At 54.0% G+C, this 22023-nt stretch carries 21 protein-coding genes; 15 read left to right on the top strand and 6 right to left on the bottom strand.

Annotated elements, in window-relative coordinates; genetic code table 11:
• The first annotated feature begins 16 nt into the window (after nt 1-16).
• The 4 genes from ACX5K5_RS06355 (at nt 17) to ACX5K5_RS06340 (ending at nt 4961) form a co-directional block, all read left to right on the top strand.
• Nucleotides 17-3403 carry an efflux RND transporter permease subunit gene (locus ACX5K5_RS06355; protein WP_459175211.1) on the top strand — a complete coding sequence of 1129 codons (3387 nt, stop codon included), beginning with the start codon at nt 17-19 and terminating at the stop codon, nt 3401-3403.
• A 199-nt stretch (nt 3404-3602) separates the two neighbouring features.
• Entirely contained in the window at nt 3603-4043 is a 441-nt protein-coding gene (locus tag ACX5K5_RS06350; RefSeq protein WP_240520520.1) for a MarR family winged helix-turn-helix transcriptional regulator, read from the top strand.
• A gap of 47 nt (nt 4044-4090) precedes the next feature.
• On the top strand, nt 4091-4513 hold the full coding sequence (locus ACX5K5_RS06345) for an organic hydroperoxide resistance protein (protein ID WP_096256132.1): 423 nt from the start codon (nt 4091-4093) through the stop codon (nt 4511-4513).
• Nucleotides 4506-4961, top strand: coding sequence for a DoxX family protein (locus tag ACX5K5_RS06340; RefSeq protein ID WP_096256131.1), 456 nt, complete (start codon nt 4506-4508; stop codon nt 4959-4961). Before ACX5K5_RS06345 ends, ACX5K5_RS06340 begins: the two co-directional genes overlap by 8 nt.
• Nucleotides 4962-5094: 133 nt before the next feature.
• Here ACX5K5_RS06340 and ACX5K5_RS06335 read toward each other — a convergent pair whose 3' ends face one another.
• The 3 genes from ACX5K5_RS06335 to ACX5K5_RS06325 all read right to left on the bottom strand — a co-directional run bounded on the left by ACX5K5_RS06335 (nt 5095) and on the right by ACX5K5_RS06325 (nt 7261).
• Nucleotides 5095-5817, bottom strand: coding sequence for a TVP38/TMEM64 family protein (locus ACX5K5_RS06335; protein WP_459175210.1), 723 nt, complete (start codon nt 5815-5817; stop codon nt 5095-5097).
• A gap of 165 nt (nt 5818-5982) precedes the next feature.
• Nucleotides 5983-6621 (bottom strand): CueP family metal-binding protein, encoded by a 639-nt coding sequence (locus ACX5K5_RS06330; protein WP_459175209.1) that lies wholly within the window; start codon nt 6619-6621, stop codon nt 5983-5985.
• A gap of 34 nt (nt 6622-6655) precedes the next feature.
• Nucleotides 6656-7261, bottom strand: coding sequence for a DUF305 domain-containing protein (locus tag ACX5K5_RS06325; RefSeq protein ID WP_459175208.1), 606 nt, complete (start codon nt 7259-7261; stop codon nt 6656-6658).
• 828 nt (nt 7262-8089) lie between these two features.
• On the opposite strand from ACX5K5_RS06325, the gene ACX5K5_RS06320 reads away from it, so the two are divergent.
• The 5 genes from ACX5K5_RS06320 (at nt 8090) to ACX5K5_RS06300 (ending at nt 11760) form a co-directional block, all read left to right on the top strand.
• Complete coding sequence (locus ACX5K5_RS06320; RefSeq protein WP_459175207.1) at nt 8090-8920, top strand: hypothetical protein; 831 nt, start codon at nt 8090-8092, stop codon at nt 8918-8920.
• Between the two features lie 223 nt (nt 8921-9143).
• Nucleotides 9144-9584 carry a LuxR C-terminal-related transcriptional regulator gene (locus ACX5K5_RS06315; RefSeq protein ID WP_459175206.1) on the top strand — a complete coding sequence of 147 codons (441 nt, stop codon included), beginning with the start codon at nt 9144-9146 and terminating at the stop codon, nt 9582-9584.
• A gap of 125 nt (nt 9585-9709) precedes the next feature.
• Complete coding sequence (locus ACX5K5_RS06310) at nt 9710-10846, top strand: LLM class flavin-dependent oxidoreductase (RefSeq protein ID WP_443461257.1); 1137 nt, start codon at nt 9710-9712, stop codon at nt 10844-10846.
• Nucleotides 10830-11288, top strand: a complete 459-nt coding sequence (locus tag ACX5K5_RS06305; RefSeq protein ID WP_459175205.1) for a MarR family winged helix-turn-helix transcriptional regulator — start codon at nt 10830-10832, stop codon at nt 11286-11288. Before ACX5K5_RS06310 ends, ACX5K5_RS06305 begins: the two co-directional genes overlap by 17 nt.
• 142 nt (nt 11289-11430) lie before the next feature.
• On the top strand, nt 11431-11760 hold the full coding sequence (locus ACX5K5_RS06300; protein ID WP_459175204.1) for a YciI family protein: 330 nt from the start codon (nt 11431-11433) through the stop codon (nt 11758-11760).
• Nucleotides 11761-11766: 6 nt separating this feature from the next.
• On the opposite strand, the gene ACX5K5_RS06295 is transcribed toward ACX5K5_RS06300, so the two are convergent.
• Nucleotides 11767-12084 carry an SRPBCC domain-containing protein gene (locus ACX5K5_RS06295; RefSeq protein WP_443466834.1) on the bottom strand — a complete coding sequence of 106 codons (318 nt, stop codon included), beginning with the start codon at nt 12082-12084 and terminating at the stop codon, nt 11767-11769.
• A 156-nt stretch (nt 12085-12240) separates the two neighbouring features.
• On the opposite strand from ACX5K5_RS06295, the gene ACX5K5_RS06290 reads away from it, so the two are divergent.
• The 3 genes from ACX5K5_RS06290 (at nt 12241) to ACX5K5_RS06280 (ending at nt 14416) form a co-directional block, all read left to right on the top strand.
• Nucleotides 12241-13548 (top strand): ISL3-like element ISAar19 family transposase, encoded by a 1308-nt coding sequence (locus ACX5K5_RS06290; protein WP_459175203.1) that lies wholly within the window; start codon nt 12241-12243, stop codon nt 13546-13548.
• Nucleotides 13549-13839: 291 nt separating this feature from the next.
• Nucleotides 13840-13965 carry a hypothetical protein gene (locus tag ACX5K5_RS06285; RefSeq protein WP_268236926.1) on the top strand — a complete coding sequence of 42 codons (126 nt, stop codon included), beginning with the start codon at nt 13840-13842 and terminating at the stop codon, nt 13963-13965.
• A 46-nt stretch (nt 13966-14011) separates the two neighbouring features.
• The gene (locus ACX5K5_RS06280) at nt 14012-14416 is read left to right on the top strand and encodes a hypothetical protein (RefSeq protein WP_141392924.1); all 405 of its coding nucleotides are present in this window, start codon (nt 14012-14014) and stop codon (nt 14414-14416) included.
• 14 nt (nt 14417-14430) lie between these two features.
• Here ACX5K5_RS06280 and ACX5K5_RS06275 read toward each other — a convergent pair whose 3' ends face one another.
• Nucleotides 14431-14943, bottom strand: coding sequence for a GNAT family N-acetyltransferase (locus tag ACX5K5_RS06275; RefSeq protein ID WP_096256120.1), 513 nt, complete (start codon nt 14941-14943; stop codon nt 14431-14433).
• Between the two features lie 242 nt (nt 14944-15185).
• Between ACX5K5_RS06275 and ACX5K5_RS06270 the strand changes: the two genes are divergently transcribed.
• The 3 genes from ACX5K5_RS06270 (at nt 15186) to ACX5K5_RS06260 (ending at nt 19120) form a co-directional block, all read left to right on the top strand.
• Complete coding sequence (locus ACX5K5_RS06270; protein WP_459175202.1) at nt 15186-16628, top strand: D-alanyl-D-alanine carboxypeptidase family protein; 1443 nt, start codon at nt 15186-15188, stop codon at nt 16626-16628.
• 424 nt (nt 16629-17052) lie between these two features.
• Nucleotides 17053-17985, top strand: coding sequence for a hypothetical protein (locus ACX5K5_RS06265; RefSeq protein WP_459175201.1), 933 nt, complete (start codon nt 17053-17055; stop codon nt 17983-17985).
• 421 nt (nt 17986-18406) lie between these two features.
• On the top strand, nt 18407-19120 hold the full coding sequence (locus tag ACX5K5_RS06260; protein ID WP_459175200.1) for a hypothetical protein: 714 nt from the start codon (nt 18407-18409) through the stop codon (nt 19118-19120).
• A 222-nt stretch (nt 19121-19342) separates the two neighbouring features.
• Here the strand turns inward: ACX5K5_RS06260 and ACX5K5_RS06255 are convergent, their stop codons facing one another.
• Nucleotides 19343-21850: a CAP domain-containing protein gene (locus ACX5K5_RS06255; protein WP_459175199.1), complete on the bottom strand. Its 2508-nt coding sequence runs from the start codon at nt 21848-21850 to the stop codon at nt 19343-19345.
• Nucleotides 21851-22023 lie beyond the last annotated feature (173 nt).

Here is a 22023-nt window from a genome sequence, read left to right as displayed (position 1 = left end):
CTAGGACTACACCCGCATGCAGCGCTTGGCCACCTTGTCATTAAAGAACCGGGCGCTTATTGCGCTCATCACGGTTTTTGCCGCCGTTTTTGGCGTGATCTCTATGGGATCTTTGAAGCAAGAACTGATCCCTTCCATGGAGTTCCCGCAGATCTCGGTGATGGCCACCCAGATGGGTGCGAGCCCCGACGTGGTGGACGAGCAGGTCGCAGCTCCGCTGGAGACCGCGCTGCAGGCGGTCGAGGGACTTGAATCCTCTACCGCTACCTCGCAGGCGGGTTTCACCCGTATCGCATTAACCTTCGAGTACGGTACCGACATGGACCGCGCACGCTCCCAGGTTGAGCGCGCTATCTCCAACGTCAAGTCCCAGCTTCCCGAGGATGTTGAACCTACCGCGTTGGCCGGCTCCATTGCCGACCTGCCAGTATTGATGCTTGCGGTCTCCTCGGATCAGTCGCTGGAAGCGCTGAACGATGATGTTGAACGCATTGCGCTGCCTAAGCTGCAGAAAATTGAAGGGGTACGCGAGGCTTCGGTTTCCGGCGGCGCTTCCCAGCACATTGCGGTGATTCCCAATGATGGAAAGATGAATCAGTCCGGACTCACCGTGGCTGATTTGAAAGACGGCATCGAAAATGCCGGTTCGCCCATGCCTATCGGCAATATGAACGTTGATGGTCTGGAACTGCCGGTCATTGCCGGTTCTACCCCTGATAGCTTAGACACCATCAAGAACATCCCACTGGTCACCGACAACGGTCCGGTACTACTCAAGGATGTTGCCAAGGTTTCTGTCGAAGCCGATAAAGCCACCAGCGTCACCCGCACCAATGGTGAAGAGACCCTGTCTATCCAGGTCACAAAAACCCCAGCCGGTGACACCGTAGGGATCTCCCATGCGGTCAACGCGATGATTGCTGATCTGGAATCTGAGCTTGGAAACAAGGCAAAGATGACCACCATCTTTGATCAGGCACCATTTATCGAAGACTCCATCAGCCACCTTGCGCTGGAAGGCGCACTAGGTCTTGGCTTCGCAGTGATCATCATCCTAGTTTTCCTCTTCTCGGTTCGCTCCACCCTGGTCACTGCGATCTCCATCCCGCTGTCCCTGCTGGCCACCTTCATTGGGATGAACGTATTCGGCTACACCTTGAACATGCTCACCCTAGGTGCACTGACCATCTCCATTGGCCGCGTGGTGGATGACTCGATTGTGGTAATCGAGAACATCAAACGACACCTTTCCCACGGAGAATCTAAGGCCCAATCCATCTTGCTTGCGGTGAAGGAAGTGGCAGGCGCAATTACCGCCGCGACACTGACCACCGTGGCGGTGTTCTTACCCATCGCGATGGTCGGCGGCATGGCCGGTGAGCTATTCAGTCCCTTCGCCATGACCATGACTATTGCGCTGCTTGCCTCGCTGTTGGTCTCGTTGACCATTGTTCCGGTGCTCGCTTACTGGTTCTTACCGCACCGCCCGGGCACAGGGGTAACCCGCACCGTACATGTGGCCGAGGATAAGTCTTGGCTGCAGCGACTTTATGTGCCGGTACTCAACGGCACCCAGAAGCACCCGGTGATCACCTTGCTGGCATCGGTAGTGATCCTTGCCGGCACCGTGGCGATGACTCCACTGCTGAACACCAACTTGCTGGGCTCCACTGGCGAGAACTCGATCTCGGTCACCGCAAAAATGCCTTCGGGTACCGCGCTGGGCACCACATTGAAGGAAGCGGACAAGGTTGAAGCGAAGCTTCAGGACATCGATGGAATCGAAGACGTTCAGATGACCGTTGGCAGCGCCAGCGGCATGGCTGCCATGTTTGCCTCCGGCGCCGATACCGCAAGCTTCACCGTGATCACAAACCCTGATGTTGATCAGGAAGAATTGACCAACACGGTACGCACTCAGGTTGAGTCGCTGGATCTTTCCAAGGACTTGACGCTCAGCTTCGGTTCCAACTCCTCGGCCATGATGTCCAGCGATGTCACCGTCGAGGTGAAGGCACCGGATGAAGAGATCCTGCGCGAGGCCACCGACAAGATGCGTGAGGCGCTAACCGGCACCGAGCACGTCACCGGGATTAGCGACAATCTCTCGGCTAAACGTGAACAAGTCTCCATTGATATCAATGCAGAAAAGGCCGCAGAAGCAGGGTTGACTGAAACTCAGCTCGCCGGAATGGTCGCTTCCCAGGTCTCGACCGTCCCGGCCGGCACCCTGCGCCTGGATTACACGGATATGACCGTGCAGATTGGTGAAGGCATGGATCTGAACGGTCTGACCAAGCTGCGCGAGCTACAGATCCCTACCGCTACCGGAATTCTTCAGCTGCAAGATCTTGCCAAGGTGGATCGCACCGAAGTCGTCCAGCAGGTCACCACCTCCAATGGTGAACGCATTGCTACCGTCACGTTGACCCCAGCAGAGAATATGCTCGGTGCGGTTTCCAAGGATGTCACAGAACGTCTGGATTCCGTGCAGCTTCCTGAGGGCGCCAGTGTCGAGCTTGGTGGCGCGGCCACCGAGCAGGCTGACTCCTTCAACCAGCTCTACCTCGCACTGCTAGCTGCCATCGCGATTGTTTACGTGATCATGGTGGCAACCTTTAAGTCCTTGATTCAGCCACTGGTTCTGCTGGTATCCATTCCATTCGCCGCCACTGGCGCCATTGGCCTGCTGCTGATTTCGGGCATCCCACTGGGTCTGCCATCACTGATCGGTATGTTGATGTTGGTGGGCATTGTGGTGACTAACGCAATTGTGCTCATTGACCTGATCAACCAATACCGCAGAGATACGCTCGAGCGCCCTGCAATGCCACTGGACCAGGCGATTATGCAAGGTGCCCGGCAACGTCTGCGCCCAATTTTGATGACCGCCTTGGCGACCATCTTCGCGCTGGTTCCTATGGGACTGGGCCTCACCGGCCAATCCGGGTTCATCTCCCAGCCATTGGCTGTGGTGGTCATTGGTGGCCTGGTGTCCTCGACCTTGCTGACACTGATTCTGGTTCCGGTGCTCTACCGGCTGGTGGAGTCGCGCAAGGAAAAGCGCATGTTGAACCGTGCGGCACGTAAGCACTCAACCGAGCAGCACACCGCCGCTCAGGACCTTTCGCTTGCCATGGATGGAGCTAGTGCCAAGATCTCCTCCGCTCCGGAGGTAAAACCCGCTCCGGCGCCGGTAAAGAAGTCTTCCAAGCGCACTGCTGAAAAAGTCACTGAAAAACCTGCTAAGGATGCAAAGTCAGCTTCAAAGCAACCGGCCAAACCTGTGAATCCTTCCGAGCAGGTAGTTAATCCCCTCACCGGGCAGATTCCGGTCACCCGTAAGGAACGCCGCGAGTTCGAGGAAATGATGAACAAGGCTAACGAAAAGCCCAAGGAGTAGTCACTTCGGCTGGTGAACCGAACGGGTCTGCAACCACTTTTTAGTGGTTGCAGACCCGTTTGCTTTTGGCGCACGCGTCAACCCAGAGCGCTCCTCGATCCGTTGTTTTTAATCCTGCACCTCGACTTGCGATATTGGGGAAATTCTTTAATTCTCAATTTAGGTTGCGCACAATTAAATTGCGTGCAATGATTATTCCATGGCAATAGTCGATGAGATGGTCTGTTTCGCTCTCTACTCCGCGAGCCGGGCAACCACCCGGGCGTACACGGAGCTGCTGGCACCGTGGAAACTGACATATACCCAGTACCTCGTACTGGTCATTTTGTGGACGGAAGGCGAAAAGCCGGTCCGCGAACTAGGCGAAGTACTACAACTTGATTCGGGAACTTTGTCACCGCTGCTGCGACGCTTGGAAGACAAAGAATTTATTGTTCGGCAACGCGACGGTCAAGATAGTCGCGTCGTCAACGTGAGCTTGACTTCAGGCGGTCGCGCACTACAAAACGACCTGGCACATATTCCCGCACAGATTGCTTGCGGTACCGGACTCCCGGATCTCAAGGCCGCGCAGGCCCTGCTCGATTCGCTGCACCGGGTCACAGAATCAATGCAAAAGATTTCTTCCCCCGACACATAGGCCGAGGAAAGACCGCACAACCCTCAACCACACCGAAAGGCAACATCATGGAATCTTTGTACACTGCAGAGTCGCTCTCCACCGGCCACGGACGTGAAGGACGCGTGAAGACCGCTGATGGCAAGCTCGATTTGAACCTCACTCCCCCAACTGAATTGGGTGGCTCGGGAACCGGGACAAACCCGGAACAGCTCTTCGCCGCTGGCTATGCCGCATGTTTCCACTCGGCGCTACATTCGGTGGCCCGCAGTCGCAAGATCAAGATCGAGAACTCCAGTGTCGGCGGACGCGTTCACTTGCACCGCGACGGGGACAGCGGATTTAAACTCTCCGTCGAGCTAGAAGTTGTCATTCCCGAAATGGATCATGCACAGGCTCAAGATCTGGCAGATGCGGCCCATCAGGTTTGCCCGTATTCCAATGCAACTCGCGGCAACATCGATGTCACCGTCAGCGTCAGCGATGACTAAGAGACCCGCGCTAGATTCCACCTCTGAGGCCAAGCCCCTTGGATTCGCTCGTCATAGCGCGCGCGTTGTCCTGGGCTCGTTCTTGACCTTTGCAGGAATCAGCCATCTCACCATTGCGCGTGAAGAGTTCCAAGCTCAAGTTCCCCACTTCGTCCCGCTGGACCCGGATCTGACCGTCATACTCTCCGGAGTTGCGGAAATCGGGTTAGGACTCTCGCTACTGACACTGCTCAAAAAGCGGGTCCATGTCGGCTGGGTTGTTGCACTCTTTTTCCTCGCAGTCTTCCCTGGAAACCTTGTCCAATGGCAAGAAGGCCGCGATGGGTTTGGGCTAGACACCGATGGCAAACGCTTTGCCAGGCTCTTCTTCCAACCAGTATTAATTGCGTTGGCGCTTTGGTCAACGGCTGCGTGGCGGGATCGCGCACAACTGCGACGCCAAAAGTAATCACCAATCAGAGTCTAGGAAGCAGAAGCAGAAAGACAAGTTCGCACCGCAACCAGGGTGGCATCACGCCAACAGGTTGCGGTGCGAACTTAGTTAAGTGCTTTTTAGCGTGTAATATTCGGTAGCTCCGAGACTAGGCGTTCGGCGCCCCGAGGATCACAGCTTTACCCTGACGGCGCCACCGTAGATAAGCCCAGACCGTCAGTACCGCCACAATAATCCAAGCAACCACGATCACCGCACCGTGGAAGAACGAAGGCACGGCAATGAAGGATCCGATAGCCACCAAGGACAGCTGACCCGGAATCACCGAGAGCGCGCTGGCAACGAGATATTCGCGTTGTGTTATTCCGAAGGCTCCACTGCCGTAGTTCACCGGCCAATAGGGAATTCCTGGCATCAGACGCAACATAAACACAGCCAGCAGCCCCCGGGACTCCAATTTCTGCTCCACCGTGGCAGCATGCCTGCCTAGAAACCGGCGTACCGTCTGCCGGCCCAGTGCCCGAGCAATCCAGTAGGCTCCCCAGCTACCGAGCATTACCCCGATGAGGGAGTAGATGGTGCCTTCGAAGATTCCAAAGAGCAACCCGCCAGCGGTGGCCATAATGGTCACCGGAATCGGGGTCAAGGCCACCAATGCATAGGCTCCGATGAACAACAGCCGAGTAGTCCAGGTGGTGGCATCCGCCATATTTCTAATCTCTTCAATGGATGGCAGGTGGACGTTGAACGCCAACCAGATCATCAACAGAAAAACTGCAATCAGCGCGCCGTTGCGTGCATAATTGACCCACAAAGAGGTAGCAGCCTGCGGCTCGTCTTCATTGGGTAGCTGTGCCTGCTGGTTATCCATCTTCGTAGCCTATCGGCAACCTCTGGCCGTAGTGCATTCCTGTGATCAAGCACCATTTGGCCCGCGCGACGTAAAATGCTCGCCGCACAGAGCGGTCAGGTATTTGGGGCTGTCTCCATTGCCGGAGACAGCCCCAAATACTTCATCAACTACGAAACGCTATGGCTACACCAGACGAAGCTGCGTCAAGCAGGTGGCATTTGTGTCCCCTGCGGTAGACACGGTGCTCTTCGCGGTTTTACCTTCATAGGTAAATTCCAGATCCACGGTGATTCCGCGTGGAACCCAGAGCCCAATGAAGCCGTTGCCGAAGGTTTCCACAGACTTGTTCACCAGCACCTCACCGGTTTCCGCGTTGCTGGCCTTCACTTTCACTTCCTCGCCGTACAGCTCCCCCAGACAGGTAGTAAGGCTGTGGAAATGGCAGCTATGTGTCTGATTCACATAAGGTGCTGCCGAGAGGTAGTACTGATCCTTGGGCATCGGCAGCCATGCGGTTCGGCCCGACTGATGGGTCAGCACCAGCTGGGAGGGCTGCACCTGGGCGGTGAACTCGCTAGGTCGCTGCTCCGTGGGTAAGCGATCAAGTTTGTCTATCGCCTGCTTTGCATCGAGTCCTTCAAGACCCAGCTCGGCGAGGAAATCACCGGTTTGCGCGGCATCAACCACCGTCTGCCCACCGCTGACAGCCGGATCGGGTGCGCTGCTGCAGGCTGTTAGTGCGGCAAGCGCCACGACCGCTACAGCCGCTGGTCCAACCATTCGTCGGCCAATGCAGCGATTCATTACAAGAGTTCTGAACATGTTTTGCCTCAATCCTTCCTGATTCATGGTTCGATTACAGCGCTGCCAGCAGCTGTTTCGTCTCTTGGATTTCTTCATTCTGGGATTTGACGATGTCCTTCGATAAATCGATGGCCGCTGGATAGCTTCCTTCGTTGATCTCGGTCTCGGCCATATCCACGGCACCTTCGTGGTGGGTGATCATCTGTTCAAGGAATAATTTTGCGGCTTCCTTTCCGGAAGCTTCCTTTAGCGCTTTGATTTCATCTTTCGGGACCATGCCGTCACCATGCTCCATGCTTGGGTGGTCCATTAAATCGGACATACCCCAATCGGCAAGCCAGCGGTCCATGCGTTCAATCTCCGGTGATTGCGCAACCTTGATCCGTGTTGCCAATGCCGCGATATCTTCGGGGATGCTCTCCTTTTCCAGGAGAATATCGGACATTTCGATCGCCTGTTCGTGGTGCATTTTCATGCCCGAGGCGAAGGCCATGTCTGCGTCGTTTGCGGAGACTGACTGCGACATAGAGTGGCCCGAGTGCGATGCGGAGGCCGCGGGACTCTGTGCCGGCGCCTCTTGCGGATCGCCGGCACAGCCGGACAGTATGAGCATGGCACTCAGTGTGAGGGCGCTGAAAAATAAGGTCTGTGTCTTCATTACTGGATCTCCTGATTGGATCGGAACGTGCGTGGCAAATCAGCGGCGGGCTTCCAAAGTCCGCCGGCCGCTCACGTTCTGCAGATCCCCAAAGCAATCAGGTCAGGTTTATTCGGCGAAGTACCCCGAATCAGCGCCAACGTTGGTATGAGAAGGAATTGCCTTAGCGTCCGCGTTTGCACAGTACGTGGAGGTCGCAAGAAAAGCAGCATGGCCAGTAACGCTAGAATGCATCCCGCGGCTGACATTTCGTGGCCCATCGGGCAGGAAGCGCACCCATGCTCGGAGCTATGTTCTGGGTCTGCGACCGGAGCATGATGCATTGGATCATGCTCAAGCATTTGCATCTGGGCAGTTGGCATCGAGGAGGAAACCGAAACTGGGTTGTTCAGGACATGCATTGCGAACAGACCAAGAAGCATTGCGCCAATAAGGAACACCGTACGAACTATCGCCATGTGTGGTCGAGTTCGGCCACTGGGTTCAGTTAGGAAATTACCGGTGCTCACGACTTCTACCCTACCCACTGATCACCAAAGGGTTTAACCCATGAATGCAACTAAGACGAAGGACTCCACCCACCACTAGAGCTGGCCCGCAAAACGGGAATCGAAAATGTCCGTATCTGACCTGGGCAGTAAATGCGGAGGACAGAACCGTTCCAAAGCAGAAAACTACCCTTTCCTCGTTAACCAGATCAAGACCAAGTTGCAACATCCAGATTGAAGTGGCGCTGCGAGCAATTTTCCTTGACTTTAATTCAGTAAAAGACAACCATTACAGAACGTACCTTGGGGGTGCTATCAGCAGTTTTTCTTGGGGGAAAAAATGAAAGACAACGATCTTGGGGAAAACACAAACGCACAATCTACTAAGAAGACGAATTGGGCACGACTTTGGACATTCGTCATAAGTGCTGGGACTGTCGCATCGCTGCTTGCAACGCTTCTCGCTTTGGGCGGCACATCTAACGCCTTTCGGGCATCGCAATGCAATTCCAACGCCAACTGGGTGCGGGAAGCACTCCTCAGATGCAGCTATGCAACGATTGAGGACGCGACAGATATCATCCGTAACTATTATGATGCGGCGTCCAGCGCCGATCCTGAAAATGGGAAAGTCCATCTCTCGCGTGAGTTACGAGATACATGGAACGCGGATGACTATGCAAAGCACTGGGCACATATCGGCTGGGCCGAGATTGTAGGCACTCCAGAATCACTTGCAAGCTCGTCCGCGAATACGTTCAAAGTGCAAAGAAAGATGTACGGTAGTCCGCACGATTCCAGCACCGACCGCGAGGGATACGTTTGGGACATTTACGAAGAGATCACGCTGGTCATTGAAGGCGAAACATGGAAAATTGCGCACACCACTCGCGTTGGTCGCCAAGACATCCAACGATGGACGCAATACGGAGTTGCTGTTCTCACTGAGGACCAACCCTCGTTCACCAAGGCAGATACCTCGAGCCAAATAACAAACGACAACTGGAAAAGCGGCGGCAGTCTTCCCGTCTATTGCGATTTGGAGATTGTCAGTCGCGATGGCTCAATGGTAAGTAAATGGGTTCGAACACCTGTCGGGTGGCTGCCTTCGTCAAAGGTTTTCCTCACAGCTAATGATGTACGGGCTTGTCAGCCGCTAAAACGCTCATAGCATCTCCCACTCCGGGCACCTTCCGTAAAGAGATCGATGTTCAGATTTAGCTATGTCCTGGTGCCTACTCGACCAGAGCCACCAGCAGTTCTTAATCCTTGGCGAGTCACAGAACGGTGTGCGAGCCATCAAGTTGGCCGCACAGTTGAACCTATCTGTGATCCCCATGGATATCCGCCTGTGACAGCTGGCGGGGATCGGCGCGACGGAGGCCATACTGCCGGTGAACCTGGAATCCAAGGTGCTGATCCTGATCATCTTCGGCGTGGAGCAGTACATCTATCGGGCCATGTCCAGAGGAGCGTCCGGATTCAGGCTCAAGAGCTCGGAGCCCGAGGAGCTTCTCGGGGCGGTTCATGCGGTGGCCGAGGGTGCCGCCGCCCTCTCCCCGCGCATTGCCCGGCGGGTGATCGACAAGCTGCGCGGGATCGATACCGCGTCATTGAATCAAGCCCAGGGCCTGGTCCAGAGCGTGACGGCACGCGAGCGGGAAGTGCTTGCGCTGGTGGGAGCGAGCCTGACCAATGCGGAGATCGCGGCCCGGCTGGTGCTCACCAAGGCGACGGTCGAGGGCCACATGACTGCGATTATGCTCAAGCTCGGTGCACGCAACCGAGTGGACGCCGCGCTGACCGCCTACCGCGCGGGAATTGTGAGTCCCTAATCATCACGGGTGTTCGGCACCACAGCTATTCTCCGGGAATATTTGACACGTCAACTTGTTATTACATGCATACGCATATAAATTAGAGGTAAGCGCAAAACGTACCTCGGCCTCAAGGAGTGGACATGCAATTCGGAGTCTTTTCAGTCAGCGACATCACCCGCGATCCAACCACCGGTAAGATCCCTACCGAAAAAGAGCGTATCGACGCCTCGGTAGCTATCGCTAAAAAGGTCGAAGAAATCGGCATGGATGTCTTCGCTATCGGCGAGCACCACAACCGCCCATTCTTCTCATCCTCCCCCACCACTACACTGGCCTACATTGCCGCGCAGACCGAACGCATTATCCTTTCCACCGCAACCACGTTGATCACCACCAACGACCCAGTGAAGATCGCTGAAGACTTCGCGATGCTGCAGAACCTTTCCGGAGGCCGTGTTGATCTGGTTCTGGGACGCGGCAACACCGGACCGGTCTACCCATGGTTCGGCAAGAACATGCAGGACTCGGTGAACCTGACGGTAGAGAACTACAACCTACTGCGCCGCCTCTGGGATGAAGACGTAGTCAACTGGGAAGGAAAGTTCCGCACCCCGCTGCAGAACTTCACCTCTACCCCACGTCCACTAGATGATGTGGCACCATTCGTCTGGCACGGCTCCATCCGCACCCCACAGGTTGCAGAGATTGCCGCCTACTACGGTGACGGATTCTTTGCCAACAACATCTTCTGGCCAAAGGAACACTACAAGCAGCTCATCGACCTCTACCGTGAGCGTTACGAACACTACGGCCACGGAAAAGCACACCAGGCCGTGGTTGGCTTAGGTGGCCAGTTCTACATGGCCAAGGATTCCCAGCAGGCAGTCAAGGAATTCCGCCCCTACTTCGACAATGCACCGGTCTACGGCAATGGCCCCTCAATGGAAGACTTCACCGCACAGACTCCGCTGACTGTGGGCTCCCCACAGCAGGTGCTGGAAAAGACCTTGAGCTTCCAGGAGTACTTCGGCGACTACCAGCGCCAGCTCTTCCTCATAGATCACGCAGGTCTTCCACTGAAGACCGTGCTGAACCAACTGGATATGTTAGGCGAGTACGTATTGCCGGAGCTGAAGAAGGAAATGGCCTCCCGTGCAGCTCCTGATATCGCGCAGGCGCCAACTCACGCCGGACGCGTGGCTGCCCGCAACGCTAAACTGGTAGTTGAGCAAGCCAACGCCGCTAAGGAGCCAGAAGTCAGTGACCGGGACCAGTAACACCCAAGCAACGCTGAAGGTCACCACAGATGCGTGGGAGGCGCTCTTTCGAGCACAGGTCGCGGTGATGAGGAAGATTACCACCATGCCTGAATTCGCGAAGCTCTCCCTGCGCGAGTACGACGTGCTATTCAACCTGCGCCATGCTCCGGAAAATGAGACCCGGCTAGTTGACCTGAATAAGCACCTGCTGATCTCCCAGCCGAGTTTGAGCAGGATGATCACCCGGCTCGAAGAGCGCGGGCTGGTCAGCCGCTGCACCGATCCCAGCGATCAGCGTGCCAGCCGGCTGAAGCTGACCGAAGCGGGCGTGTCCATGCAGCAGGAAATCGGCCGTGCCCACGTCAAGCAGTTGCACCTGTTGTTAGGTGAGGCGATGAGCGAGGAAGAATTCATTGAACTGCAACGTTTGAGCACCAAGCTACACAACGCGGTGGAATAGACGCCACGCTTCAAGGGGCTATCAGTTCATTCAGAATTGGTAGCCCTTTGGTGTTGGATGGCAATCAGGATCCGGAAACGTCGGTGGCAATCAGGATCCGGTAACGTCGGTGGCAATCAGACCACGACGCGAAGGAGTCCTCGTGAACAATGCAACCCACCTACTGATCCACCGCTACCTCCCGGGCACCGGACCGCAACCACCAAGCGAAGAATTCGACGCAGAAATGCTCCAGTGGGAATCGCTGGATACGGCGCTGAAAGCCGATGATATCCTCATCTCGTCTTTCGCCGTCCAAGACCGCGGGATAGTTTGCTCGCTCGCTTCAACCCATAAGTTGGACACCGACGCCGAAATCATCTTTGCGGTGCATGCTATCAAGGTGGCCGGGGAGCAACAGGCACAGGAAATCGCCCGGCGCATGCCCCACCTGTCCTACGGCAGCGTGGAAATTCGTCCGTTGATGGAGTAGCAAGAGTTATTTGTAGAAACCTTCACGCAGGTTGATTCCGTGCTCCAGCCAGATCTTCATGGCAGCTAGCATCCCGGTCCACCCCTCGCAGTTACCGAAGGCGCCAGTCAACCCCTGCGGCGTGGAAAGCCATCCCGCCTCAGTGATCTTCACCTTGGTACGTGTTGCCTCAGCTACGGGCTGGAATTCGAAGGTGACGGTATTCATTCCGTCATCCGCTGCCACCCACTCCCCTGCCCATTTTAAGACGATCTTCTTATTCTGGATGTTTTGGATTACCTGCACCGGGAAACGACCGGGAAAATCATGAAAGTCCCAGGTCACTTCGGTCCCTGCCTCTAAACGGGCTCTTCAGGAATAAGAGTGTAACCACCTGAAACCAACACCCCGACTCCCGGGCATGTCGCCGAGCACGAAAAAGTCGAGGTCTTCCAGAAGAATGGAAGTTACCACACTAGCCATTTTCGAAAGACCTCGACGTTGCTCAATCCTACCTTCACCGCACCAGACCTCACCACTTTCACCAATCTTGACGGCTTGGGACTGACCGCAATCGGGCAACACCTGAGCGCAGCGAAAGCCGAAATCCTCTGCCACGTCACCAACCCGAACCCTTGGTGCCAAACCTGCGGAGCAGCAGGCATTCCACGCGATACCGTCACCCGCCGCCTCGCCCACGAACCATTGGGCTGGCGTCCCACTGTCCTAGTCATCAAACACCGCCGCTACCGTTGCGCCAATTGCCAACGAGTCTGGCGTGAAGAGCTGTCCCACGCAGTAGCGCCACGCCAGAAAATCAGCAGGACCGGGCTACGCTGGGCGCTGGTTGGACTGGTCTGCCACCACTTGTCAGTCTCCCGAATTGCCGAAGGCCTCGGCGTCACCTGGAATACCGCCAATGAGGCTGTGCTGGCTGAAGGCCAACGCTTACTGATTGATGATCCAACCCGCTTCGACGGGGTCAAAGTGCTGGGAGTCGATGAACATGTTTGGCGGCATACCCGAACCGGCGACAAATACGTCACCGTGATTGTGGACCTCACCGCGGTGCGTGACGGCACCGATACCGCACGACTGATCGACATGGTCCCTGGAAGATCCAAAGCTGTATTCAAAACCTGGCTGGCTGATCAAGAAGAACAATGGAAACAGGGCATTGAAGTCGTCGCAATGGACGGTTTCACCGGCTTCAAAACAGCTGCCGTCGAGGAGCTACCCCACGCGGTGGAGGTGTTGGATCCATTCCATGTAGTCAAACTAGGTTCCGAGGCGCTGGACCAGACCCGGCAACGGATTCAACGTGAGCAACATGGGCGTCGAGGACGCAAGGATGACCCGCTTTACAAGTGCAGGCGAACGCTGACCACGGGACTATCCTTGGCTACGGAAAAGCAGAAGACCAAGCTTGAAGACCTGTTCAAGGAGCCGGAGTATGAGCCGGTTCAATTGGTCTGGAGCGTGTATCAGAAGATGGTGGATGCCTACCGGCAACCGAAGCCCGAGGTCGGACGGTGGGCCTTGGAGCAACTGATCAACGAAGTTGGCACGAAGGTACCGAAAGGGTTGCCGGAGCTGAAAAAGCTCGGCAGCACCCTGAGGCGACGGAAGACAGACATCCTCGCGTATTTTGATCACCTTGGCAGTTCCAAGGGGCCTACCGAGGCTTTGAATGGCAGGTTGGAGCATCTGCGAGGTATCGCGTTGGGGTTCAAGAATCTGGCGCAATATATCGCCCGGTCGTTGTTGGAGACCGGTGGGTTTAGACGGCGTTTACACCCTCAATCCTGAAGAGCCTCTAAACGCCCTTTGGCCCCTCCGGTGGTGAAGTAGCAGGAGAGCTGGTCTGGGTCTGCGACGGCTTCATACACTTCATGACAGGTTTTGGAAATGTGTCCATTAACTGTGAAGGACAGCGGTTCGGATGGCTGGGGAGTTTCCATAATGCAATATCTACCGCGTGCCTCCAGTAGCCGTCAACGACGTTGAGCCGGGTCTTTCCCTTCAGTTCCCAGATTCCGTGCCGCGTACCGTTCACCGGATTCATCCGGAGCACAGCGGCTATCCGCAGGAGCCCTACTCATGGCACTGCAACAAGACCTTGGATTCTTTCTTGCCGCCATCAATCAGATTATTCACCTAATAAACTTTTGCTTCTTGGATGGCGATGAACAAGATCCGCCGCCTAGCTTGCTAGATTCCAAATAGCGAAGTTGTCAGCCTTACCGCAGCGGCGTCACCCATCGATGCCAGCATGAAGGTAACACCAGTGAATATTGTGGACACGATCTCCGTCATCGGTGAAATTCTTGCGTGGATCGGGCTCGGACTTGGCCTGCTCTGCCTGCTCCTAGCGCAACGACAAAAGAAATTGAAGGCCGGTACCGAATACCTTGATGCCTTCGTTTTCACCGAGGGGAATCAGACATCCATCCGTTGGATGGCACCGGACGGGATGCATGAACGGCAGCTGACTTACACCGAACGCCGCAGCATGGAGTGCGGCTGGCAAACGGTCCTCGTGGACAGCAAAACCCACAGCCGGCTGGTGCGCCACGATCCACAGGAATCTTTGGAGATCTTTTCCGTGCTCGCTAAGTTCCTGCTGGGTGCCGGCGTGCTAGGTTTTGCGCTGTCTTGGTTATCGATCTTCGACTGATCACCGCGCGCACTTCAGCAGCCGAATGGCGCCGCGTAGCGATAGTGGCCGGTAGGAAGCGACCGTTCGTCAAAGACCCGAACCATGAAGTGATCGCCCCAGACAGGATCCGAGGGAATGATGCCGCGGCTAACGGCCGGCTCGTAGCCAAAACGCTGATAATAACCCGTCGACCCGAGCAGTACGATGCCCGACACATGCTCACTCTCGGCGCGGTCGGAAATAGCCTGCATCAGCGCAGTACCGGCTCCCTTGCCCTGATACTCGGGTGCCACCGTCAACGGACCTAGGCCCAGCAGCTTGTGCTTGCCATCTACTGTTCCCCAGGTGGCAATCACGTGGGCGATGACGGTGTTACCGTTCGTGGCTACTAGTGAAAACGCCGGCGAATAGCCGTCGCATTCGAAGAGTTGCTGAACCAATCCGACTTCGCTTGGCTCAACCAGGTGATCGTCTTTGCTGAAGGCCGCATGCGTCACAGCATAAATTCCTGCTCTGTCGTCGAAGACTTCTTGCCTGATCTGCATGTTGGTAACTTACCAAAATTGAAGCTCAGATGAAGACTCGTTTCTTTGTTGGACTTTGCGCCCCGACTCAAGTACGAGCATCAGAAAACCGAGTCCTACCAGTGAATTTATAAACTTTTCCGCGAACATCTCCCACTAATCGTCTGAAGAACGTTTCAAAACGAGTCAAGATTTCCCTTGTCCCACGAGCCCAAAGAGTGGTCGAATGGAGCATCATCACTTGGACAACGGAGTAACTTCAGATGCCCAAATACTTTGGCCCAAAAATTTTCACTGCCATGGCGCTCGGAGCCGCACTTTCCTTAGGGACCCTTCCGGGCGCGGCCATAGCTGCCGGGCAATCAGCGACCGTGCATTCAGCAACCTCGATGGCCACCGCTTCGTCGATAGCACCGACGAGCGCAAACCCGATATCCGTCGTGGCCGCACGGAAACTGGACCGCAACCCGAGCCACCTAGATGTATTCGTCAACAAAAGCTACCCGCTGAAGCCGGCGAGATACACACCCAAGACCAGCACGGTTAGCGGCACCGGTATTCGCCTTCGCCCGGAAGCCGCTGGGGCCTACAACAAAATGGTGAAGGCAGCCAAGAAGTCCGGTGTCCGGGTCAAACTAATCAGTGGCTACCGGTCATACAACCGTCAGGCACAACTGTTTAACCAATACTCCAGGATGTACGGCAAGAAGTATGCCGAACGCATCTCGGCCAAGCCTGGAACCAGCGAGCATCAGACCGGACTCGCCGCCGACGTAGGAAACTACAACGGTGCCTGTGCGCTGCAGTCCTGTTTTGAAGGCACTCCCGTGGGAAAGTGGATGAAGAAAAACGCCCATAAGTATGGGTTCATCCTGCGCTACCCAAAGGGCCAGGAATCGGTCACCGGTTACGCCTACGAACCATGGCATTTCCGCTACGTCGGTACTTCCCTAGCCAAGTCCTACAAGAATTCGGGCGCTAAAACCTTCGAGCACTATCATGGGGTGGCCTCGACAAAGAAGAACAGCCCTAAATCGGTCAAGGGCACCGCTAAGCCCACGGCGAACCTGAATATGCGTTCCGGGGCTGGCACCGGTAACCGTGTCATTCTCACCATCCCGCGGGGCAAGAGCGTCAAGTTGACCGGATCCAAGAAGTCCGGCTGGTATCAGGTCACCTATAAGTCGAAGACCGGATGGGTCTCCGGAACGTATTTGAGCAATGTTTCGATGCCTAAGTCCGAAACGAAGAAGAAGGAAACCAAGAAACCTTCCCCTAAGCCGAACAGCTCGTCAAAGAAAACGACTGCCAACCTAAATATGCGCGCTGGGGCCGGCACCAGCAACCGCGTCATTCTGACCATTCCAAAGGGCAAGACCGTCAAGGCCACCGGGAAAACCAAATCCGGTTGGCTACAGGTAACTTACAAGTCCAAGACTGGCTGGGTCTCCGGCACCTACCTGAGCAATACCTCGGCACCAAAGAAGTCGAAGCCTAAGACCGAAAGCTCGCCGAAGAAAAAGGTCAAGACTAAAACGACCACCGCGAACTTGAACATGCGCGCCGGCAACAGCATCAAGAAGAAAATCATCTTGACCATCCCGAAGAGCAAGAAAGTTGAAATCACCGGATCAAAGAAGTCCGGCTGGTATCCAGTGAAGTACAAGTCGAAGAAGGGTTGGGTTTCGGATACTTACCTGAGGTAGTAAATACGAATGGCTCCCATCTCTCATTCTCTGCGTGAAACGAAAGCCCGTATTCTAGATGTACGACTGGCTGCTTACGCTCGTCACAGGTGTCCTTTGACAAGCACTCACCACCTAAACAAGACAACCGAGTTACCCCGATCTTGGGTCGAGAATGCCTGCTACCTACTGCGCCTTGGCCAAAACCGGTGTTCGGGACTTCCGGCGTTCAAATGATCAATGACGCGACTACCCCGGCAGACACAGGCAACTCCCAGTAAACGTCCGTGTGGCGTTCACTAGTCCGCATAGCACTCTCATAGAATCGTGACTAATGGCTACCTCAGTAGGAGGTTCTGCCAATATCGACTCTGGGGGTTGCTCAATGAGCGTTCAAAAAGTACGTCACAGGATCAAATGGGTTGGTCTAACACTCGCCGCAGCCATGCTGCTCGCCGGCTGCAGCGCCAACACTGCAACGAAACCAACAGAACCGGCCTCCACTTCAACATCACCGAGCGCAAAGTTCGCGGCAGAAGCTGCCCCGGCTTCCCCCATTGCTTCAGCTACTCCAACGTCAGCTAAAGTGACTTGGAAAAAGGTGAACCTCGCGAATGAAAACTTCGAGCTCAGCATGCCTTCCAACTGGGATCTCGAAAAGACCAAACCGAACGAATACCAAGTCGAAGAGGGATCGCTCGCCAGTTTCAATGTCGTCTCTGACGATGGGAAAAAGCTTGCCGAACTACGTACCGGCTATCCCGGAACCATGGATTTTCCCGTCAGTATTAACAAAGTGACCAACAAAGTCTTCGACTCAGAGGCAGACCCAGACGGCTTGCTGCACTATACGTTCCTTTCCTACGAGGGGTCACCAGACGAAGCAAGCATCTCCATCACTTCACTGGATCCTTCGAAAGCTTCAACATACGAGTACGTTTTACCTGAGTTCGTTTACACGGGTGGCACTGGTCGTTTCGATGCGACGCTGGACGCCAAGACGAAGCTTCCCACGGTAGATGCGTCGTTGAAGGGCGCTGCACGCTTTAGTGCATACGCAAAGACTGACGAATACAAGCAGTTGAAGAAGCTTATGATGTCATTCAAAACGCTAAACCCTGCGACAGATTTTGCTAATAGAGAATCAGCGCGCGCAGCTGGCCCGTGCATTGGAGCCAAATACACCTACGATCTAAGTGAATCAGGCATGACTTGCGAAGAAGCCAAGTTATTCTTCACAAAGATGTTGGAGCAACCGATCAGCGCCGGCGCCATAGAACTACCAGGATTTGGGTTGTGCAAACTGCCGTTCGCCGACGAAACTGGATGGTGTGATGTCGGCGCCACCGAGGGCACCCTCTACATAAACGAAAAGTAGCTACCACTCATATTGTGTGTCAGGCGGGTCTAGCATCAGCAAACCGTTTGGCACGTAATAATATCCAACGGAACTCGCCTGTTTACCGGCGGTGACGGCTCACTTTTAATTCGGGCTATATCGGCTATTTATTACTTACAAATTTTGTGGTCTTCATTAAACCTAGTTGCTGACGGATTATCCAAGTTCTGAACCGATGGTCGATAGGCCGTACCACAAAGATCGACACTCCGCTCGAGTCCCCTAGCGTCCACCCTTCTCGGAAGTTCTATTATCAGTGATTCGTCATTCGAGGCACAGATTGGTGGCATGACGCCAGTATTGTGCCCACCACCGGTTTACCCACTGCATGGAACAAGAACATCCCTTCGGCTGGCGACGGCAGCCCTCACCCTATGCTCACAGCAAGGAACCAACAACTATGAAGCGTTTAAATTCTCCACGTTTGGCCGCAATGGCCATTATCTCTGCAGCAGCCATCGCTCTCACCGGGTGCGCTGCAGAAACCGCACCGACTGGCAAGAGCTCAGCTGCTGAAGCGAAAAGTGAAGCAACTCAAAAACCTACAGTCAGTGATGCACCCAAGTTTGGCACGGACGCAGCCACCAAAGAGGCAGTTGCTCACGCTACGAAGTACGCTCGCGCATCGCACACGAATGGTTACTTCCTCAGTGGCGATTGGGATGAGAAGGGCGGTTCTGTGGACGAGATGGCAAAGTTCCTCAAGAAGTACTATTCGGCCGACGAAATGAAGTCCGTAAATTCCTGGAAGGGTAAGGATCAGAATGATGGCAAATTCGCTGAAGCCATGACACCACTGTTGGCTTTCTGGGGAGACACCGACAACTACAAACCTTACGAGAAGTGCACTACTAAAAATCCAAAGCCATGCACCATTTCCCTAAAGCAGGGTAAGGCAACTAGCAGCATCGACAAGGCGAAGAAGATCGTCAACGTGAAGTTCAAGCAGACCACCGAGTTCCCCCTGTGGAGTAAAGAGATCGACCAAACGGTAAAGGCTACCGGAACCTGGACCTACGATCTGGATGTCGCACCGAAGAAAAATGGCGGTTGGGAAATCGTTGACCACAACATCGACGGGGCCTTCAATGCCTTGGAGCCCGTAAACCTGTAGACCGCAACCTGTTCCATCAAAAATATCCGGCACTGAATATTTTCAGTGCCGGATATGCTTCATTGACCCAATGATATACCAAGGAATTTGAGGATAGTGTGCAGATGGCCGGCCGGGACCAGTTCACCAAGCTGTTGAACCAGCGCAATATTGAGTTTCGACCCTACTAAACGACAATTGCTAGTTCGAGCCGTGTCGATATTTCGCAAGTACCCTATGCCGCTATCTACGGTTATCCACTTTCCACGAGGTTTTTCCCCGGAGTTTGTAAGATTTATTGGCTGGTTTGGCGGATACGGAATGTCGTCCAGAATAATTCTTGTGAACTCCGGGCTTCGCATATTTTCCGTCGATGTAATAGGCAACGCCGGTGATTCTTGAGATAGTTATAGTGTTGCGACTAGAAGACCCGGAGACAGGTTTAGTGGTAACTGGATCTCGGTTATCGAGTTTCCACGACAATGTTCCCGACAGATACACATTATTGTTTGAGGGCTTCACAGTTACGGTGTGGAGGCCGGGATACTTCTTGTGAATGCCTGGCTTAACATATTTACCGCTGATGTAATACTTTGCGCCACTGGTTGCCGGAACGGTAACAGTATTCTGCTTCGCATTAGATGTGGGGCGCTTTGAGGCAACAAAGCGGTAGCTCCAGGTAGTTGTTCCATTCAATTTGTAGTGGGCACTTGCTGCAGCGGTAGTCACCCTGATGGATCCCGAAACTTTATAGGTTCCTTTCTTGCGTAATGATCCGTTGACATAATATTTCACGCCATTCCTCTGAGGGATGGTTATATACGAAGGCTTAACCTTTGGCGCCGTGGGAGTCACTGAAGTCCGGTAGTCGAACGTCCAAGTTTTCTGCTTGACATCGTAATTCTTGGCTGATGCCCTAGTAGTTACGGAGATGCGAGAGTAAATATTGTGAGTTCCGGCTTTGGTGAGCTTTCCACCAACGTAGTAGCTCACCCCGCGAACAGTCGGGACTGTAAGTTTCTTTTTTGCGATATCAGCAACTGGCGACTTCGGGCTAACAAAAATCTTGGCGAGTTTAAGGCTCCACGACGTTGTCCCCGAAAGCGAGTACTTTGAACTTCTGGCCTTAGCCGTGACGACAATATTCCTATACCCAGAAGAGTAGGTTCCCGAAACCTTGTGTACACCGCCTACGTAGTAGTTCACGCCTGCGGTTGACGGGATTGTGTACTTTCCTTCAAGAACGTTTGTGGTGGGAGCAGCGGGGGTAACTGCAATGACTGGTTCAGCTCCGTAGTTTTTGCTCCAGGAGGTGGTTCCAGTCAGCGAATAGCCAGTGTTGGCATGCGCTGTCACTTTGTAGGTAGTCGAGTAAGACGCCTTATGAGTACCTGCGCGGACTTGTGCGTTATTGACCTTGTACGTAATTCCAGGCACGGATGGAATTGTGTAAGTCATACCGGTCGTATTGAACGACGGAGCACTCGCCCTAATATTCTTTAAATTTGGAGGAGTAGGTGTGGAAGCCATTGAAGCGAAAGAGTGGGAGAAAGTAAACGTATTCAATTTATCCACATGGTACCCACGAAGTGGTTTCACCGTGAAAGTGAAAGTTGAACCAACCGTGGCTTTGTACGTTCCCGCACTGCGAGGAGATCCGTTAACCATATACTGCACACCAAATGCGGTTGGCACCTTATAGGAGAGCGACTGGTTGTCTACGAGAACTGGGCTTGCGGTGACGCCCTGAGTTCCGATAGATAATTCCCATCCATCTTCATATTCATCAAGGTAAAGCCAGTCTGAGTATTCTGGATTAACCTTTGCTGTGACTTTAACGTTGGAAAAATTTGATGCATCGTATTCGTAACCATCTTGCAGGGCACCATTAACGTAATAATCAATGTATTCGTCGTAGGGTAATGCAACAATTTTCCCAACTACGCGCGGCTCGTCAGGCGAGTAACCGTCCATATAGGGGAATTCATTAAACCGCCAGCTCCATCCGCCTTTAGCGATGACATTATCATCGCGCGACTGGTAACCGCTGCCCATAACAGGAGTTATATGCAGCCGGTCACCGTAAATCTTATAGGTTCCTGCTAGAATAAATTCTTCTTTGTAGACGTTGTAGTAACGTACACCAGTAGCGGACGGGATGGTGTAGGTGTTATTCGTCTTGTTCACCGTAGGCGCAGGAACTCTGACCATGTTGCTATTTGTGATGTTTACAGGTTTGCCGCCGGAATAATATGAAGATGCACCGTGGTAGGTTTCTGGCATGTAACCGCTTGACTTAGCAGCATGCAAGAGGGCAGTGCCATAAGTTTTTCCATGGGCAGTATAGAACCCAACGCCAAAGCTGGTCGCATTTGGGTCATTCATACCAGCGCGGTGGGAATCTGAGGTTTTCCACCGAGCGAACATGGAGCCGACACTGCTCAAATCTGATATTGCAATGTTTTCATTACGGCGAGAGTAGTATTTGACACTCTCACTATCGACTTCGAAATCAGTTGTGTGACGGAACTGCCCGGCCTTGCTCATCCATTCGGACCATTTGAAAGCTTCAACGGAAGCTTTCGCATTGAATTCGACCGGGTTAAGTCCGTGTTCAGCACGAAGATCGTTGATTAATTTCTCGAATTCAATAATCTGAGATTCCTGACCAGCAAGTATCTTCGACTCGTCGTCAGTAATAGCCAAGTTTACTGAGTTTTCCGGACTCAGCGTAAATGCTTTTGCCGGCATTGCAAAACCTATGAGCATTAGAACGATTGCCGTTGCAATGAAAGTGACTGTCAGTCTGATACTTCTCGTACCCAAAAATAATCGCCGAAAGTAATCATTTCTTTGGTCGTTTAATGGATGAGAAATCCCAATATTCTTCAAATTATCCCCAAATATAATCATCATCTAAGGCA

The organism is Glutamicibacter bergerei, assembly GCF_054495185.1.
This window is presented reverse-complemented; position numbering and strand designations above follow the sequence as displayed.